The 16,820-nt window shown below is 71.8% G+C and carries 16 protein-coding genes and 1 tRNA gene; 16 read left to right on the forward strand and 1 reads right to left on the reverse strand.

The window, feature by feature from the left end:
* Nucleotides 1–17: 17 nt before the first annotated feature.
* From ACFY3C_RS06360 to ACFY3C_RS06385, 6 genes are all read left to right on the forward strand, one after another.
* Nucleotides 18–410 carry a VOC family protein gene (locus ACFY3C_RS06360; RefSeq protein WP_390769901.1) on the forward strand — a complete coding sequence of 131 codons (393 nt, stop codon included), beginning with the start codon at nucleotides 18–20 and terminating at the stop codon, nucleotides 408–410.
* A gap of 130 nt (nucleotides 411–540) precedes the next feature.
* Nucleotides 541–1,059 carry a hypothetical protein gene (locus ACFY3C_RS06365; protein WP_390769940.1) on the forward strand — a complete coding sequence of 173 codons (519 nt, stop codon included), beginning with the start codon at nucleotides 541–543 and terminating at the stop codon, nucleotides 1,057–1,059.
* A 108-nt stretch (nucleotides 1,060–1,167) separates the two neighbouring features.
* Nucleotides 1,168–4,329, forward strand: a complete 3,162-nt coding sequence (locus tag ACFY3C_RS06370; protein ID WP_390769941.1) for a S41 family peptidase — start codon at nucleotides 1,168–1,170, stop codon at nucleotides 4,327–4,329.
* Between the two features lie 122 nt (nucleotides 4,330–4,451).
* Entirely contained in the window at nucleotides 4,452–4,805 is a 354-nt protein-coding gene (locus ACFY3C_RS06375; RefSeq protein WP_390769942.1) for a histidine triad nucleotide-binding protein, read from the forward strand.
* Between the two features lie 6 nt (nucleotides 4,806–4,811).
* Nucleotides 4,812–5,717, forward strand: a complete 906-nt coding sequence (locus ACFY3C_RS06380) for a ribonuclease Z (protein WP_390769902.1) — start codon at nucleotides 4,812–4,814, stop codon at nucleotides 5,715–5,717.
* Nucleotides 5,718–5,737: 20 nt separating this feature from the next.
* Nucleotides 5,738–6,730, forward strand: coding sequence for an adenosine deaminase (locus ACFY3C_RS06385; RefSeq protein ID WP_390769903.1), 993 nt, complete (start codon nucleotides 5,738–5,740; stop codon nucleotides 6,728–6,730).
* On the opposite strand, the gene ACFY3C_RS06390 is transcribed toward ACFY3C_RS06385, so the two are convergent.
* Nucleotides 6,694–7,956: an MFS transporter gene (locus tag ACFY3C_RS06390; protein ID WP_390769904.1), complete on the reverse strand. Its 1,263-nt coding sequence runs from the start codon at nucleotides 7,954–7,956 to the stop codon at nucleotides 6,694–6,696. The genes ACFY3C_RS06385 and ACFY3C_RS06390 overlap by 37 nt on opposite strands.
* A gap of 264 nt (nucleotides 7,957–8,220) precedes the next feature.
* Here ACFY3C_RS06390 and ACFY3C_RS06395 point away from each other — a divergent pair.
* The 10 genes from ACFY3C_RS06395 to ACFY3C_RS06440 all read left to right on the forward strand — a co-directional run bounded on the left by ACFY3C_RS06395 (nucleotide 8,221) and on the right by ACFY3C_RS06440 (nucleotide 16,803).
* Nucleotides 8,221–8,293: transfer RNA gene (locus tag ACFY3C_RS06395), tRNA-Gly, on the forward strand.
* A gap of 194 nt (nucleotides 8,294–8,487) precedes the next feature.
* The gene (locus ACFY3C_RS06400) at nucleotides 8,488–9,384 is read left to right on the forward strand and encodes a 5-dehydro-4-deoxyglucarate dehydratase (RefSeq protein ID WP_386572449.1); all 897 of its coding nucleotides are present in this window, start codon (nucleotides 8,488–8,490) and stop codon (nucleotides 9,382–9,384) included.
* Nucleotides 9,381–10,670 (forward strand): glucarate dehydratase family protein, encoded by a 1,290-nt coding sequence (locus ACFY3C_RS06405; RefSeq protein WP_390769905.1) that lies wholly within the window; start codon nucleotides 9,381–9,383, stop codon nucleotides 10,668–10,670. The genes ACFY3C_RS06400 and ACFY3C_RS06405 overlap by 4 nt, the downstream gene beginning before the upstream one ends.
* Nucleotides 10,671–10,732: 62 nt before the next feature.
* Nucleotides 10,733–11,875, forward strand: coding sequence for a carbohydrate kinase family protein (locus ACFY3C_RS06410; protein ID WP_390769906.1), 1,143 nt, complete (start codon nucleotides 10,733–10,735; stop codon nucleotides 11,873–11,875).
* A 190-nt stretch (nucleotides 11,876–12,065) separates the two neighbouring features.
* Nucleotides 12,066–13,145 (forward strand): PhoH family protein, encoded by a 1,080-nt coding sequence (locus ACFY3C_RS06415; RefSeq protein ID WP_386571904.1) that lies wholly within the window; start codon nucleotides 12,066–12,068, stop codon nucleotides 13,143–13,145.
* A gap of 12 nt (nucleotides 13,146–13,157) precedes the next feature.
* Nucleotides 13,158–13,655 (forward strand): rRNA maturation RNase YbeY, encoded by a 498-nt coding sequence (ybeY, locus tag ACFY3C_RS06420; protein WP_386571905.1) that lies wholly within the window; start codon nucleotides 13,158–13,160, stop codon nucleotides 13,653–13,655.
* Between the two features lie 19 nt (nucleotides 13,656–13,674).
* Nucleotides 13,675–14,979: a hemolysin family protein gene (locus ACFY3C_RS06425; protein WP_386571906.1), complete on the forward strand. Its 1,305-nt coding sequence runs from the start codon at nucleotides 13,675–13,677 to the stop codon at nucleotides 14,977–14,979.
* Nucleotides 14,976–15,335 (forward strand): MmcQ/YjbR family DNA-binding protein, encoded by a 360-nt coding sequence (locus tag ACFY3C_RS06430; protein ID WP_390769907.1) that lies wholly within the window; start codon nucleotides 14,976–14,978, stop codon nucleotides 15,333–15,335. Before ACFY3C_RS06425 ends, ACFY3C_RS06430 begins: the two co-directional genes overlap by 4 nt.
* Nucleotides 15,336–15,463: 128 nt before the next feature.
* The gene (locus ACFY3C_RS06435) at nucleotides 15,464–16,402 is read left to right on the forward strand and encodes a S66 peptidase family protein (protein ID WP_390769943.1); all 939 of its coding nucleotides are present in this window, start codon (nucleotides 15,464–15,466) and stop codon (nucleotides 16,400–16,402) included.
* 38 nt (nucleotides 16,403–16,440) lie between these two features.
* Nucleotides 16,441–16,803 carry a cytidine deaminase gene (locus ACFY3C_RS06440; RefSeq protein WP_386571909.1) on the forward strand — a complete coding sequence of 121 codons (363 nt, stop codon included), beginning with the start codon at nucleotides 16,441–16,443 and terminating at the stop codon, nucleotides 16,801–16,803.
* Nucleotides 16,804–16,820: the final 17 nt, after the last annotated feature.

Below are 16,820 nucleotides of genomic sequence, written 5' to 3' on the forward strand. Positions count from 1 at the left end.
GAACCTGGGGGAACACGATGGAACTCGCACAGGTACGGCTCCTCGTCACCGACTTCGCCGCCTGCTACCACTTCTACGCCGAAGTCCTCGGCCTCAAGCCGCAGTCCGGCGCCACCGAGGGCCCGTACGAGAAGTTCAGCCCGCACGCAGGCTCCGCCGGGATCGCCCTCCAGGACCGCGCCATGATGGCCGAGATCCTGAACGAACTGAGCGACCCGGCCGACGGCCACCGCTCCCTGGTCGTCCTGCGCGTCGACGATCTCGACGCCTACTGCGAGCAGATCACCTCCCGCGGCGCCACCCTGCTCCACGGCCCGGCCCCCATGACCGACCGCATGCGCGTGGCCCACCTCAAGGACCCCGAGGGCAACCTGGTGGAGCTGCAGGAGTGGCTGCTGCTGCGCAGCTGAGGTCATCCGAAGGTGACCGCTCCGAACTGACGAGTGACCGTAAGCGGTCTTCCGTCGTGGGTGGGCCGGTGGCACGCTGCCCTGCATGGGGGTGTCGAGGCGGATTCGGTGTCGGGCGCGGCCCGTGCGTGTGCTGGGTGCGGCCGGGCTTGCCGTGATGGCCGTGGGAGCGGTCGTGGGGTGCCAGCCGGGGGGTCCCGGTTCGGCCGCGGTGGCGTACACCACCGACACGACCGCCACCGCAGAGCTGAAACGGCAGCATGTGCACGTGAGTTGGCTCACCTGCACCGGGAACTACGGCAGCTCGGGCAGCCGCACGCCCGGGCGGGCACCCTCGCCGACACAGACCACCGTCGTCTCCGTCGACTGTCAGGGACAGACCGACGACCTGCGGAAGATCACCGTCGTCGGGGTGGTGACCAAGGCCGTCGACGGCGCCTGTGTGCGCGGGGATCTGACGGCCCGGGTCGAGGGCAAGCAGGTGTTCCACGTCGGCGGACTGGGCAACTGCAACGCCAAGCCGGGACCGACGTACGCCCCGCCCGTCACCTACCGGCCCTCCGGCGCGCAGCCGACCGTCACCGTCACCGTGACCCGGACGATCTGGTGCAAGGGTGACCCGACCTGTTGGCCCGCGCAGGGCAAGTGATCGAAACCGGGGGCGCGGACGGCGGTCGCTGCGTAAAGTGACGGGGTGACTAAGGGCGCTTCGACGGGAACCTCCGGCTACCTCCGATTCCCCCATCTCCACGGCGACTTGGTGACCTTCACCGCCGAGGACGACGTGTGGCTCGCACCCCTGGACGGCGGGCGGGCCTGGCGGGTCAGCGCCGACAACGTGCCGGTGACCCACCCCCGCATCTCGCCCGACGGTACGAGCGTCGCCTGGACCTCCACCCGCAACGGCGCCCCCGAGGTGCACGTCGCCCCGGTCGCCGGCGGCCCCGGCAAGCGGCTGACGTACTGGGGGAGTTCGAAGACCCAGGTGCGCGGCTGGACCCCGGACGGCGAGGTCCTCGCGGTCAGCACCCAGGGCCAGGCGAGCCTGCGCCGCAGCTGGGCGCGGGCGATCCCGCTGGACGGCGGCCCCGCCACCACGCTGCCGTACGGTCCGGTCGGCGACGTCGCGTACGGCCCGCACACCGTGCTGCTGTCCGCCCCGATGGGCCGCGAGGCCGCCTGGTGGAAGCGCTACCGGGGCGGCACGGCGGGCAAGTTGTGGATCGACCGTGCCGCCGAAGGCGAAGCAGGCGCCGGCGAGTTCGTGCGGCTGCACGAGGAGCTGGACGGGAACATCGAGTACCCGGTGTGGGTCGGGGACCGGATCGCGTTCCTGTCCGACCACGAGGGCACCGGAGCCCTCTACTCCTCCCTCGCCGACGGGTCCGACCTGCGGCGCCACACCCCCCTCGACGGCTTCTACGCCCGGCACGCCGCCTCGGACGGCCGCCGCGTCGTCTACTGCAGCGCGGGCGAACTCTGGCTGCTCGACGACCTCGACGGCGCAGAGCCACGCCGCCTGGACGTCCGGCTCGGCGGTGCGCGCGTCGACCTGCAGCCCCACCCCGTGAACGCCTCCCGCTGGTTCGACCACGCCACCCCCGACCACACCGCGCGCGGCAGCGCGGTCGCCGTGCGCGGCGCCGTCCACTGGGTCACCCACCGCTCCGGCCCGGCCCGCGCGCTGGCCGCACAGCCCGGCGTACGGGCCCGGCTGCCGCGCACCTTCCGCGCGGACGGCGAGGAATGGGTGGTGTGGGTGACGGACGCCGAGGGCGAGGACGCCCTGGAGTTCGCGCCCGCCACCGGCGTCGCACCCGGCGCCGTCCCGCGCCGGATCGCCGCCGGACAGCTCGGCCGCGTCCTGGAACTGGCCATGGCCCCCGACGGCAGCCGGGCCGCCGTCGCCTCGCACGACGGCCGGCTGCTGCTGGTCGAGCGCGACACCGGCGAGGTCCGCGAGGTGGACCGCAGCGAGGACGGGGACGTCAGCGGCCTCGCCTTCTCGCCCGACTCCGGCTGGCTCGCCTGGTCCCACCCCGGCCCGCATCCGCTCTGCCAGCTCCGCATCGCCAACACCACCGACCTGTCGGTCACCGAGGCGACCCCGCTGCGCTTCCAGGACTACGCGCCCGCCTTCACCCTGGACGGCAAGCACCTCGCCTTCCTCTCCAGCCGCTCCTTCGACCCGGTCTACGACGAGCACGTCTTCGACCTGGCCTTCGTCGAGGGCGTCCGCCCGCACCTGATCACCCTCGCCGCGACCACACCGTCCCCGTTCGGGCCGCAGCGGCACGGCCGGCCCTTCGGGACCCCCGACAAGGAGGAGACCCCCGACGCCGAGGGCACCCCTGCGACCCGGATCGACCTCGAAGGGCTCGCCGACCGGATAGTCCCGTTCCCGGTCGAGGCGGGCCGCTACGCCAACCTGCGGGCCGCCAAGGACGGCGTGCTGTGGCTGCGCTACCCGGTGCGCGGCGTCCTCGGCGCGTCCCGGGCCACTCCCGACGACCCGGATCCCAAGACCGAGCTGGAGCGCTACGACCTCGCCCAGCAGCGCCTGGAGCACCTCGCCGCCGACGCCGACCACTTCGAGGTCAGCGGCGACGGCAAGCGGGTGCTGCTGTGGACCGACAGCCGCCTCAAGGTCGTACCCGCCGACCGGCGCGCCTCCGACGACGAGGACAGCGACTCGAACATCACCGTCGACCTGAGCCGGATCCGGCAGACCGTCGACCCGGCCGCCGAGTGGCGCCAGATGTACGACGAGACCGGCCGCATCATGCGGGACAACTTCTGGCGGCCGGACATGAGCGGCGTCGACTGGGACGGCGTCCTCGACCGCTACCGCCCCCTCCTCGGCCGCCTCGCCACCCACGACGACCTGGTGGACCTCCTGTGGGAGGTGCAGGGCGAACTCGGCACCTCGCACGCCTACGTCACCCCGCGCGGCGGCTTCGGCAACGGCGCCCGGCAGGGCCTGCTCGGCGCCGACATCTCCCGTCACGCGGACGGCGGTTGGCGCATCGACCGCATCCTGCCTGCGGAGACCTCCGACCCCCAGGCCCGCTCCCCGCTCGCCGCGCCCGGTGTCGCCGTGCGTCCCGGGGACGCGATCGTCGCGGTCGCCGGACAGCCGGTCGACCCCGTCACCGGCCCCGGCCCGCTGCTGATCGGCACGGCCGGAAAGCCGGTCGAGCTGACCATCTCGCCCGCCGGCGGGGGCGACCCCCGGCACGCGGTCGTGGTCCCCCTCGCCGACGAGGAGCCCCTGCGCTACCACGCCTGGGTCGCCGACCGTCGCGCCTACGTCCACGAGACGTCCGGCGGCCGCCTCGGCTACCTCCACGTGCCCGACATGCAGGCACCCGGCTGGGCCCAGATCCACCGCGACCTGCGCGTCGAGGTGGCCCGCGAGGGCCTGGTCGTCGACGTCCGCGAGAACCGTGGCGGCCACACCTCCCAGCTCGTCGTGGAGAAGCTGGCCCGGCGCATCGTCGGCTGGGCGCTGCCACGCGGCATGCGGCCGTACAGCTACCCGCACGACGCGCCGCGCGGCCCCGTCGTCGCCGTCGCCAACGAGTTCTCCGGCTCCGACGGCGACATCGTCAACGCGGCGATCAAGGCCCTCGGCATCGGCCCGGTCGTCGGCACCCGCACCTGGGGCGGCGTCATCGGCATCGACAGCCGCTACCACCTGGTCGACGACACCCTGATCACCCAGCCGAAGTACGCGTTCTGGCTGGAGGGATACGAGTGGGGCGTCGAGAACCACGGGGTGGACCCCGATGTGGAGGTCGTCCAGCGTCCGCAGGACTACGCCGCGGACAGGGACACCCAGCTGGACAAAGCGATCAGCCTGGCGCTGGAGGCACTGGAGGAGCAGCCGGCTAAAACTCCGCCGGGCTTGCCGACTTAAGGGGCGCGGGGCCGTGTCGATATGCGGCTCCGCCGCGGGGCGCGACCAGCCCCCACCGGACCCGCACCCAACCGACTACGATGCCCCCCGTACTGATCACCGGCGAAAGCGAGCGCAGCGCAATGGCGGGAGAACCGCAGGACGACTGCCTGTTCTGCAAGATCGTCGCAGGGCACATCCCGGCGACGATCGTCCGTGAGACGGAAACCACCGTCGCCTTCCGGGACATCAACCCCCAGGCGCCCACGCACGTCCTGGTGATCCCCAGGGTGCACTACAAGAACGCGGCCGAACTCGCCGCCGCGGAACCGACCGTCGCCGCCGACATACTGCGCGAGGTCCAGGCCGTCGCCGACGAGGACAAGTTGGAGAGCTACCGCGTCGTCTTCAACACCGGCAGCGGCGCCGGTCAGACCGTCTGGCACGCCCATGCGCACATCCTCGGTGGCCGTGGCATGCAATGGCCCCCCGGATAAGTCGTCATGTCTGTACGTGAATTGGTGGTCCTCGGCACCGCCAGCCAGGTCCCGACCCGGCACCGCAACCACAACGGCTACCTGCTGCGCTGGGACGGCGAGGGCATCCTGTTCGACCCCGGCGAGGGCACACAGCGGCAGATGCTGCGCGCCGGGGTCGCCGCCCACGACCTGAACCGGATCTGCGTCACGCACTTCCACGGCGACCACTCCCTCGGCCTCGCCGGGGTGATCCAGCGGATCAACCTCGACCAGGTGCCGCACGAGGTCACCGCGCACTACCCGCGCTCCGGGCAGCGCTTCTTCGACCGGCTTCGGTACGCGACCGCCTACCGGGAGACCGTCCGCCTCACCGAGGCACCGGTCGACGCCGACGGCACCCTCGCACGGACCCCGGCGTACACGCTCGAAGCCCGCAAGCTGTCCCACCCCGTCGAGTCCTACGGCTACCGGCTGGTCGAACCCGACGGCCGCCGCATGCTGCCCGACCGGCTCGCCGCGCACGGGATCAAGGGGCCGGACGTCGGCCGGATCCAGCGCGAAGGCCGGCTCGGGGACGTGACCCTGGACGAGGTCAGTGAGGTACGGCGCGGGCAGCGGTTCGCGTTCGTCATGGACACCCGGATGTGCGACGGGGTGCACGCGCTCGCCGAGGGCTGCGACCTGCTGGTCATCGAGTCCACGTTCCTCGACGAGGACCTCGAACTCGCGGAGGACCACGGCCATCTCACGGCCGGTCAGGCGGCGTCCGTGGCCCGGGACGCGGGGGTGCGGCACCTCGTCCTCACCCACTTCAGCCAGCGCTACTCCGGCCCCGAGGAGTTCGAGCGGCAGGCGCGTTCCGCCGGGTTCGAGGGGGAGCTGACCGTGGCGCACGACCTTCTGCGAGTGCCGGTTCCGAAGCGCGTATAAAACACGCTTACGATGCTTTGATGCCCCTCCCCAAAGCAGAACTGCACCTCCACATCGAAGGCACCCTGGAGCCCGAGCTGGCGTTCGAGCTGGCCGCCCGCAACGGTGTCGAGCTGCCCTACGCCGACACCGACGAGCTGCGCAAGGCGTACCAGTTCGAGGACCTCCGGTCCTTCCTGAACCTGTACTACGAGCTGATGGCCGTCCTGCGCACCGAGCAGGACTTCGCCGACCTGGCCGACGCCTACCTCGCCCGGGCCGCCGCGCAGGGCGTGCGGCACGCGGAGATCTTCTTCGACCCGCAGGCGCACATCGCGCGGGGCGTGGCCATGGGCACGGTCGTCGAGGGGCTGTGGCGGGCGCTCGGCCGCAGCGAGGAGAACCACGGCGTCTCCACGAAGCTCATCATGTGCTTCCTGCGCGACGAGTCCGCCGACTCGGCGCTCGAGACCCTGGAGGCGGCCAGGCCCTACCTGGACCGGATCACCGGCGTCGGCCTCGACTCGGCCGAGGTCGGGCACCCGCCGGTGAAGTTCCGGGAGGTGTACGAGGCCGCCGCCGCGCTCGGGCTGCGCCGGGTGGCGCACGCCGGTGAGGAGGGTCCGCCCGCGTACATCACCGAGGCCCTGGACGTCCTCGGCGTCGAGCGGATCGACCACGGCCTGCGCTGCATGGAGGACCCGGAGCTGGTCGAGCGGCTGGTCCGGGAGCGCATCCCGCTGACCCTGTGCCCGCTGTCCAACGTCCGGCTGCGGGCGGTGGACGTCCTCGCGGACCATCCCCTTCCGGCCATGCTCGACGCGGGTCTGCTGTGCACGGTCAACTCCGACGACCCGGCCTACTTCGGCGGGTACGTCGCCGACAACTACCACGCGGTGCGCGACGCCCTCGGGCTGCCCAGGGAGCAGATGCGCGAGCTGGCCCGCAACTCCTTCCTCGCGTCCTTCCTGGAGGACGACGAGGAGCGGCGGGCCCGCTACATCGCCGAGGTCGAGGCGTACGAGTTCGGGTAGGCGGTGTCGTACGCGGGCTGGGCGGGCACGACCGGGGTGTCCAGCTGGATCTCCACCACGGAGACCGTCTGCCTGCCCGCCCGCAGCGCCACCACCGTCATCGGGACCGCCACCGCCAGCAGCCCGACGGCCAGCACCTCGCCCATGACCGGGAAGCCCGCCCACGCCGCCAGCATGCTCCCGGCCAGCGGGCCCGCGGCGGTGCCCAGGGACGCCGCCGAGCCGACGAACACCGCCCAGCGGCCGCGCGGGTCGAGGGAGGCGGCGAGGCCGATGACGTACGACAGCACGACCGGGTAGACCACGTTCCAGGCGATCTCGCCCCCGGCGAAGGACGCCAGGTCGGTCGCCGAGGCGCTGAGCGCGATGCAGCCCGCGATGAGCGCCGTACCCACGCCGATCGGCACCGCCCGGCCCAGCCGCGGCCCGAGCGCCCCCGCGCCCACGCCTCCGAGAAGGCCGGCGCCGAGCGCGACCGCGAACACCGCGCCGACGGTGACCTCGGTCAGGTGTGCCTGGTCGAGACCGATACGGCCGCTGACGCCCCACAGGGAGTTCTGCGCCAGGGACCAGCAGGGCATGGCGGCGGCCAGCAGCAGACCGGCGCGCAGGTGGGGGAGTCGGCGGCGCTCGATGGGGGTCCCCCCGCGCGAGCGTGTTCGAGCGTGGGGGAGGGTGCGGGCCGGGGCCGTACGGCCGGACAGGCGGCCGGTGAGCGGCCAGGCCGCGAGGGCGGTCAGCGCGATCGCGGCGAGGGGCTGCCCGTGGCCGGGGCCGAGGTGCGGGATCGTCAGGTAGAGGGCGCCTGCGAGGGCGGAGACACCGAGCAGACCGAACGTGGTGACCCGGTGCGGGTCCTGCTGTCCGGCGATGCCGCCGGCGGCGACCGCCGTGACCGTGCCGGACCCGAACCCGCCGATCAGCGCGCCGGCGACGACGGCTGGTACGACTCCGGTGAGCGCGGCGCCGCCGTAGCCGAGGAAGGCGAGCGTGAGCCCGAGCCGGGCGAGGGTGCGGGCGCCGATCCGCTCGATCTGGGAGGCCAGCAGAAAGCCCGCCGCGGCCGAACTCAGCAGCAGCGCACTGCCGATGGCACCGGCCTGGGTGACGGAGAGCGGAAGCCCGGTGTCGAGCCGGCCGACGGTGGTCGGGAGCAGGTACGGGGCGAGGTACCCGGCCGTGAAAAGGGCGACGAGGGGCCAGGGCAGGGAGCGGGGGGCGGACACGGGCGTTCCAGGGCGGACGAGAGCAGCGGCTCGGAAAAGAGGGGGGATGAGCGACGACCGTCGACGGACAGGAACGCGCGAGCAAGTTGTATCAATTACGCGGTTCGGGAAGAAGGTCGGCCGGCGTGATCCGGGTCACTTTCGTGTTTGTGATCGGTGGGCCGGGGTATGAGCGCGCCCCTTGTTGGCGAGTTGGCTTGTGACCCGCCGGATGCGCTATGGTTGATCACGTCGCGGTCGCCGGAACTCCCGGTGCCGGACAGTGCGTTGGTGGTCCAAGGAAAGACGCCCCGCTTCCTGCGGGGAGATGCAGGTGCAAGGCCTGCCCGGCGCTCCAGTAGAGCCCCATCCCGCTGTGTGCGGGATGGGGCTCTTTTGCTGTTCCCTCTGTTCCTTCTGTTCCCTCATTGACTCTCGTGTGTCCGTGTATCTAGCCTCTGTTCTCATACATAGACAACATTCATAAGGGGAGATGGTCAGGTGGGCGGCGACCCGACTCCGCAGGACGTGGCGCGGCGGCTGCGGGAGGGCATGGCGCACGGCGTGCTGTCCTTCCCGCTCACCGCCTTCCACGACGACGGCTCCCTCGACCCGGACGGCCTGCGCGCCCATGTCGCCGCGCGGCTCGCCGCCGGTCCCGGGGCCCTCTTCCCGGCCTGCGGCACCGGCGAGTTCTTCTCGCTGGACGAGGAGGAGTACCGGCAGGTCGTCACCATCGCCGTCGAGGAGGCGGCCGGACAGGTGCCCGTGGTGGCCGGGACGGGATACGGCTGGGCGCAGGCCGCCCGGTTCGCGCGGATCGCCGAGGAGGCCGGCGCCGACGCCCTGCTCGTGCTGCCGCACTACCTGGTCGCCGCCCCGCAGGAGGGCCTCGCCGCCCAGCTGGAGCAGCTCGCCGCCCGCACCCGGCTGCCGATCATCGCCTACCAGCGGGGCCAGGTCGCCTATGGTGTGGCCGCGTTGCGGCGTATCGCGCGCATCCCGAACGTCATCGGCCTCAAGGACGGCCACAGTGACCTCGACCGCCTCCAGCGCCTCACCCTCGCCGCCCCCGAGGACTTCCTGTTCTTCAACGGCGCCGCCACCGCCGAGATCCAGGCCCGCGCCTACGCCACCGTCGGCGTCCCCGCCTACTCCTCCGCCGTGCACGCCTTCGCCCCCGAGATCGCGGGCGCCTTCTTCACCGCGCTGCAGGGCGGCGACCACGGCACGACCGAGAAGCTGCTGCGCGACTTCTACGTCCCCTTCGTCGAACTCCGCGACCGCGCACCCGGATACGCGGTGTCCCTGGTGAAGGCGGCGGCCCGGCTGCGCGGTGAACGCGTCGGCCCCGTCCGCGCCCCGCTCACCGACCCCGCGCCCGCCGATCTCGCCGACCTGAAGACCCTCCTCACCGCCGGACTCGACCTCGTAGGAGCCTCCCTGTGACCCGTGACCTGACCATCACCGAGGTACGCCTGACGCCGATCCTGGTCGCCGACGCACCGCTGCTCAACACCCAGGGTGTGCACCAGCCGTACACCCCCCGGCTGATCGTGGAGGTGGTCACGGCCGACGGGATCACCGGGCTCGGCGAGACCTACGGCGACACCAAGTACCTGGAGCCGGCCCGCTCCCTCGCCGAGCGCCTCCCCGGACGATCGGTCATGGATGTGAACGGACTGTTCGGGCTGGACCTCACCGTGGACGAGGACCGGATCGGGGGCGCCGTGGACGCCGGCGGCCTGCGGGGCGTGCAGAGCGCCGACAAACTGCGGCTGTCCGTGCTCTCCGCCTTCGAGGTGGCCTGCCTGGACGCCCAGGGCCGGGCTCTCGGGCTGCCCGTGCACGCACTGCTCGGCGGCAGGGTGCGGGACGCGGTCGAGTACAGCGCCTACCTCTTCTACAAGTGGGCCGGCCACCCGGAGGGCGTCACGGCCGAGCCGGACGACTGGGGCGCCGCCCTGGACCCGGCCGGAGTCGTCGCCCAGGCACGGAAGTTCAAGGAGCGGTACGGGTTCACCTCCTTCAAGCTCAAGGGCGGTGTCTTCCCGCCCGAGGAGGAGATCGCGGCCGCACGCGCCCTCGCCGAGGCCTTCCCCGGGCATCCGCTGCGGCTCGACCCCAACGGCGCCTGGTCCGTCGAGACCTCGCTGAAGGTGGCCAAGGAACTCGGGGACGTCCTGGAGTACCTGGAGGACCCGACCCTGGGCACTCCCGCGATGGCCCAGGTGTCGGCCGGGACGGACATCCCGCTCGCCACCAACATGTGCGTGACGACGTTCGGCGAGATCAAGGAGGCGTTCACCAAGGACGCCGTCCAGGTGGTGCTCTCCGACCACCACTACTGGGGCGGACTGCGCAACACCCAGCACCTCGCCGCGATCTGCGACGTCTTCGGCGTCGGGGTGTCCATGCACTCCAACACCCACCTCGGCATCAGCCTCGCCGCCATGACCCAGGTGGCGTCCACCGTGCCCGGCCTCCACCACGCCTGCGACTCCCACTACCCCTGGCAGTCCGAGGACGTCCTCACCGAGCGGATCGCGTTCACCGACGGCAGGGTCGCGGTGTCCGACGCACCCGGCCTCGGCGTCGAACTGGACCGGGACGAGCTGGCCCGGCTGCACCGGCGGTGGGCCGAGGACGACGGCACGATGCGCGAGCGGGACGACGCGGCGGCGATGCGGGTGGCCGAGCCGCACTGGCGGACGCCGGTGATGCCCCGCTGGTAGCCGCGCCCCGGGTGGGATCTGGTGCACACTGGCCAGATCCGCATCACCTCAGGGAGCGCACCGTGACCCCGTCCCACGCGATCGCCGGAGAGGAACCGGAGCACCTCACCCGTGCAGCGCCCTGCCGGGCCCAGGTCGACCCGCTGGTCGCCCTGCGCGCACCGGACGATCCGCCCTGGGACGTCTACCTCACGGGCACCGTCTTCCTCGACATCATCTTCACCGGCCTGGACTCGGCGCCCGTGCGCGGCACCGAGTCCTGGGCCCGGGGGATGGGCTCCAGCCCGGGCGGGGTCGCCAACATGGCCGCCGCGCTCGCCCGCCTCGGTCTGCGGACGTCCCTTGCGGCGGCCTTCGGGGACGACCACTACGGCGAGTACTGCTGGGACGCGCTGGAACAGGGCGAGGGCATCGACCTCACCCTCTCGCGGACCGTGCCCGGCTGGCACTCGCCGGTGACCGTCTCCATGGCCTACGAGGGCGAGCGGACCATGGTGTCCCACGGCCACGAGCCGCCGCCGGAGGAGCCGGCGCCGGACTTCCCGCCCCGCGCGCGTGCGGCCGTCGCCTCTCTCGTTCCCGGCACCCGCGCCCCCTGGATCGCCCAGGCCGCCCGCGCGGGCACCCGGGTCTTCGCGGACGTCGGCTGGGACGACACCGGGGCCTGGGACCTGGCGGGCCTCCCCGACCTCGAACACTGCGAGGCGTTCCTGCCCAACGCGCAGGAGGCGATGCGGTACACCGGCGTGGACTGCCCGCGGGCGGCGGCGCGGGCGCTGACCGAGTACGTGCCGCTGGCGGTGGTGACGCTCGGGGCGGAGGGGGCGTACGCGGTGGACCGGCGTACGGGGGAGACGGCCGAGGTGCCCGCGATCGCGGTGGAGGCGCTGGATCCGACCGGGGCGGGGGATGTGTTCGTGGCCGGGTTCGTGACCGGCACGCTGGCGGGGTGGCCGCTTGCCGATCGTCTTGCCTTTGCCGGGCTCACGGCGGCTCTGTCGGTGCAGGAGTTCGGGGGCTCGCTGTCGGCGCCGGGGTGGTCGGAGGTCGGGGCGTGGTGGCGGAAGGTGCAGTCCCTTCCAGGGCAGGACCGGGTGGCGTTGCAGAGGTTCGCCTTCCTCGACGGGCTGGTGCCTGAGGAACTGGACCGGGTGTGGCCGTTGCGGCGGGCCGTGCCGACCATCGGGTTCCGCCGGTCCAGCTGACGTTCCAGGGTGCTCCCGCCCCCTGGACCCCCGGCCTGTGCCCACCCACCACCCGACTCGGTAGGCGGAAAAGTGGCCCTCTGAAAAGCCCTACGGCCTTGTCAGTCCACCGTCGTACCCTGGAATCGCGAGGCCGCCCTCAGCTATGCGGCCGTGACGAGGAGGAACCGCAGGCCTACAGCGCCGGCCCATGACTCAGACACCCACAGCTCACACCCCCGCGCAGGAGCAGGCACGAGCGCAGCTCACCGTCCCCGCCCAGCACCCCATGGTGACCGTGCTGGGTTCCGGCGACTCCCTTCTGCGCGTGATCGAGAAGGCCTTCCCGGCAGCTGACATCCATGTCCGGGGCAATGAGATCAGCGCGGTCGGCGACCCTGCGGACGTCGCCCTCATTTCGCGCGTGTTCGACGAGATGATGCTGGTGCTCCGCACCGGGCAGCCGATGACGGAGGACGCAGTGGAACGCTCGATCGCGATGCTCAAGGCGAGCGAGGCAGGGACGAGTGACGGACCGGAGACCCCGGCCCAGGTACTGACGCAGAACATCCTGTCCTCCCGCGGCCGCACGATCCGCCCCAAGACGCTCAACCAGAAGCGGTACGTCGACGCGATCGACAAGCACACGATCGTCTTCGGCATCGGCCCCGCCGGTACCGGCAAGACCTACCTGGCCATGGCCAAGGCCGTGCAGGCCCTGCAGTCCAAGCAGGTCAACCGGATCATCCTGACCCGTCCCGCGGTCGAGGCCGGCGAGCGCCTCGGCTTCCTGCCGGGCACGCTCTACGAGAAGATCGACCCCTACCTGCGCCCGCTGTACGACGCGCTGCACGACATGCTCGACCCGGACTCGATCCCGCGCCTGATGGCCGCGGGCACGATCGAGGTCGCGCCGCTCGCGTACATGCGCGGTCGTACGCTCAACGACGCCTTCATCATTCTCGACGAGGCACAGAACACGAGCCCCGAACAGATGAAGATGTTCCTCACCCGCCTCGGCTTCGACTCGAAGATCGTGATCACCGGTGACGTGACGCAGGTCGACCTGCCGAACGGCACGAAGAGCGGTCTGCGGCAGGTGCAGGAGATCCTGGAGGGCGTGGAGGACGTCCACTTCTCCCGGTTGTCGTCCCACGATGTCGTACGGCACAAGCTGGTGGGCCGTATCGTCGACGCGTACGAGTTGTACGACAGCAAGCACGGCACCGAGAACGGCGCCCACAAGGGCGGCCACGGCAGGACCGGTGCCAAGGGCTCCAAGGGGAAGTAGACCAGCACGACCATGTCGATCGACGTCAACAACGAGTCCGGCACCGAGGTAGACGAGCAGGCGATCCTCGACATCGCCCGCTACGCGCTCGCGCGGATGCGCATCCACCCGCTCTCCGAGCTCTCGGTGATCGTCGTGGACGCCGACGCCATGGAGCAGTTGCACATCCAGTGGATGGATCTGCCGGGTCCCACCGATGTCATGTCGTTCCCGATGGACGAGCTGCGGCCGCCCTCGAAGGACGACGACGAGCCGCCGCAGGGGCTGCTCGGCGACATCGTGCTGTGCCCGGAGGTCGCCACCAAGCAGGGCGCGGAAGCGCCGACGCAGCACTCCATGGACGAGGAGCTCCAGTTGCTCACCGTCCACGGAGTGCTGCACCTGCTCGGGTACGACCACGAGGAGCCCGACGAGAAGGCCGAGATGTTCGGGCTCCAGGCCGCCATCGTGGACGGGTGGCGGGCCGAGCGCGGGCTGACCGGCCCGTCGCCGGCGCCGACCGTCTCGTAGTCCGAGGGCCGGTCTTCGCATGAGTCCGCAGATCGTGATCGGCGCGATCGCCCTGGTTGTCGTCGCCTGGCTGGCCGCGTGTGCGGAGGCGGGCATCGCGCGCGTCTCCAGCTTCCGCGCCGAGGAGGCCGTGCGCAACGGCCGGCGTGGCAGCGCCAAGCTGGCCCAGGTCGCCGCCGACCCCACCCGCTATCTGAACGTGGCCCTGCTGGTCCGCGTCGCCTGCGAGATGGCGGCCGCGGCCCTGGTGACGTACGCCTGCCTGCAGGAGTTCGCGGCCACCTGGCAGGCCCTGCTGGTCGCCATCGGCGTGATGGTCCTGGTGTCGTACGTCGCCGTCGGCGTCTCCCCGCGCACCATCGGCCGCCAGCACCCGCTGAACACGGCGACGGCGGCGGCGTACGTGCTGCTGCCCCTCGCCCGGATCATGGGCCCGATCCCGTCGCTCCTCATCCTCATCGGCAACGCGCTCACCCCCGGCAAGGGCTTCCGCCGCGGTCCGTTCGCCTCCGAGGCGGAGCTGCGCGCGCTGGTCGACCTCGCCGAGAAGGAGTCGCTGATCGAGGACGAGGAGCGCCGCATGGTGCACTCGGTCTTCGAGCTGGGCGACACCCTCGTACGGGAGGTCATGGTCCCGCGCACCGACCTGGTGGTGATCGAGCGCTACAAGACCATCCGGCAAGCCCTCACCCTCGCCCTGCGCTCCGGCTTCTCGCGGATCCCGGTCACCGGTGAGAGCGAGGACGACGTCGTCGGGATCGTGTATCTGAAGGACCTGGTCCGCAAGACGCACATCAGCCGCGACGCCGAGAACGACCTGGTGTCCACGGCCATGCGCCCGGCGGTCTTCGTCCCCGACACCAAGAACGCCGGCGACCTGCTGCGCGAGATGCAGAAGGACCGCAACCACGTCGCCGTCGTCATCGACGAGTACGGCGGCACCGCCGGCATCGTCACCATCGAGGACATCCTCGAGGAGATCGTCGGCGAGATCACCGACGAGTACGACCGTGAGCTCCCGCCCGTGGAGGACCTCGGCGACGACCGCTACCGGGTCACCGCGCGCCTCGACATCACCGACCTCGGAGAGCTGTACGGCCTGGAGGAGTACGACGACGAGGACGTGGAGACCGTCGGCGGCCTGCTCGCCAAGGCGCTCGGCCGCGTGCCCATCGCCGGCGCGTCCTCGGTCGTGGAACTGCCCGACGGCCGCGAGCTGCGCCTGACCGCGGAGGCCGCGGCCGGCCGCCGGAACAAGATCGTGACCGTCCTGGTGGAGCCGCTGGGCCCGGCGGACCCGCCCGAGGAGGAGAATCCCGAGTGACCCCCGAGGAGCTGCGCGCCTTCTGCCTGTCCTTCAACGCGGCGGTCGAGGACTTCCCGTTCAGCCCGGACGTCTCGGTCTTCAAGGTCCTGGGCAAGATGTTCGCGCTGAGCTGGCTGGACGCGCGGCCCCTGACGGTCAACCTCAAGTGCGACCCGGACGACGCGGTCCGGCTGCGCGGTGAGCACGAGGGACTGATCATCCCCGGCTACCACATGAACAAGCGACACTGGAACACCGTCACCGTGGACGGCGAACTCCCGGACCGCCTGGTCCGCGAGCTGATCGAGGACTCGTACGACCTCGTCGTCGCGGGCCTGCCGAGGGCGCAGCGGCTGCGGCTCGACCGGCCGTAAATACGTTTGCCGGGCCCCTCTGACCGCGTGTCAGAATCCGGCGCATGTCTTCTGTGCGATATCCGCGCCCGCTGCGCCCCGGTGACCGTGTCGGTGTGACCTCCCCCTCCAGTGGGGTGCCCGAGAAGATGCGCGGGCGCCTCGACGTGGCGATAGGCGACCTGGAGGCGCGGGGGTACGAGGTCGTCGTCGGCCGGTGCATGGACGGCTCGACGCACATCAGCGCCCCCGCCGCCGAACGCGCCGCCGAACTGACCGAGATGCTGACCGACCCGACGATCCGGGCCGTCGTACCGCCGTGGGGCGGGGAGACCGCGATCGACCTGCTGCCGCTGCTCGACTTCGACAAGATCGGGCGGGCCGAGCCGACGTGGGTGGTCGGCTGGTCCGACATGTCGACCCTGATCACGCCGCTGACCCTGCTCACCGGGGTCGCGACCGTGCACGGCAACAACCTCATGGACACGCCGTACCGGACGCCCGAGGGCCTGCTGTCCTGGCTCGACATCGTGACGGCGCCGCAGGGTGAGCCGCTCTCCCAGACCCCGCCGGGCCGCCACCGCTCGGGCGGTTTCGACGACTACCGGTTCCACGCGGATGTACGGGACTTCACCCTGGACGCCGAGGGTACGTGGACCCGGCTCGACGGCACCGGTGACGTGGACGTCGAGGGCCGGCTGATCGGCGGCTGCATCGAGACCATCGCCAACCTCGCCGGGACGCCGTACCTGGACATGAAGTCCTTCGCCGGCGACGAGGGGCTGCTCGTGTACGTCGAGGCCGCCGAGGACAACGCATACACGATCTGTCGCAACCTGCACGGCATGCGCCTCAACGGCTTCTTCGACCGCGCGGCCGCCGTCCTCGTGGGCCGCACCCACGCCCCCGACGGCGGCACCCTCACCCAGTACGAGGCCGTCCTCGACGCCCTCGGCTCCCTGGGCGTACCGATCGTCGCGGACGTCGAGTGCGGCCACGTGGCGCCCTATCTCCCGCTGGTGAACGGCGCCCGTGCCCGCGTGGTGCACACGGCCGCCCACAGCGGGATCGTTCAGACCCTGGACTGACCTCGGCGCAGGTCCGGGCCGGTCCGTATGCTCGGGGCATGACCGACAGCAACGCGCTCGACCCCGAGGACCGCAAGATCGTCACCCTGGCCCGTTCCGCCCGGGCCCGCAACGGTGTGCCCGAGGGGGCGGCCGTACGGGACGAGACCGGGCGCACGTATGTCGCCGGGTCGGTGCGGCTCGCCTCGCTGAAGCTGAGCGCCCTGCAGACCGCCGTCGCCATGGCCGTGGCCTCCGGGGCCAAGTCGCTGGAGGCGGCAGCCGTGGTGAGCGAGGCGGAGTCCGTCCCGGCGCAGGACCGGGCCGCTGTGGCCGACCTCGGGGGGCCTGAGACGCCGGTGTTGCTCGCCGGGCCCGACGGGGCCGTGAAGCTGACGGTCCAGGCGGGCGCCACAGAGTAGTCCGGAATTCATCCTTG

The organism is Streptomyces sp. NPDC001410 (assembly GCF_042895235.1).
Classification (GTDB): Bacteria; Actinomycetota; Actinomycetes; order Streptomycetales; family Streptomycetaceae; genus Streptomyces.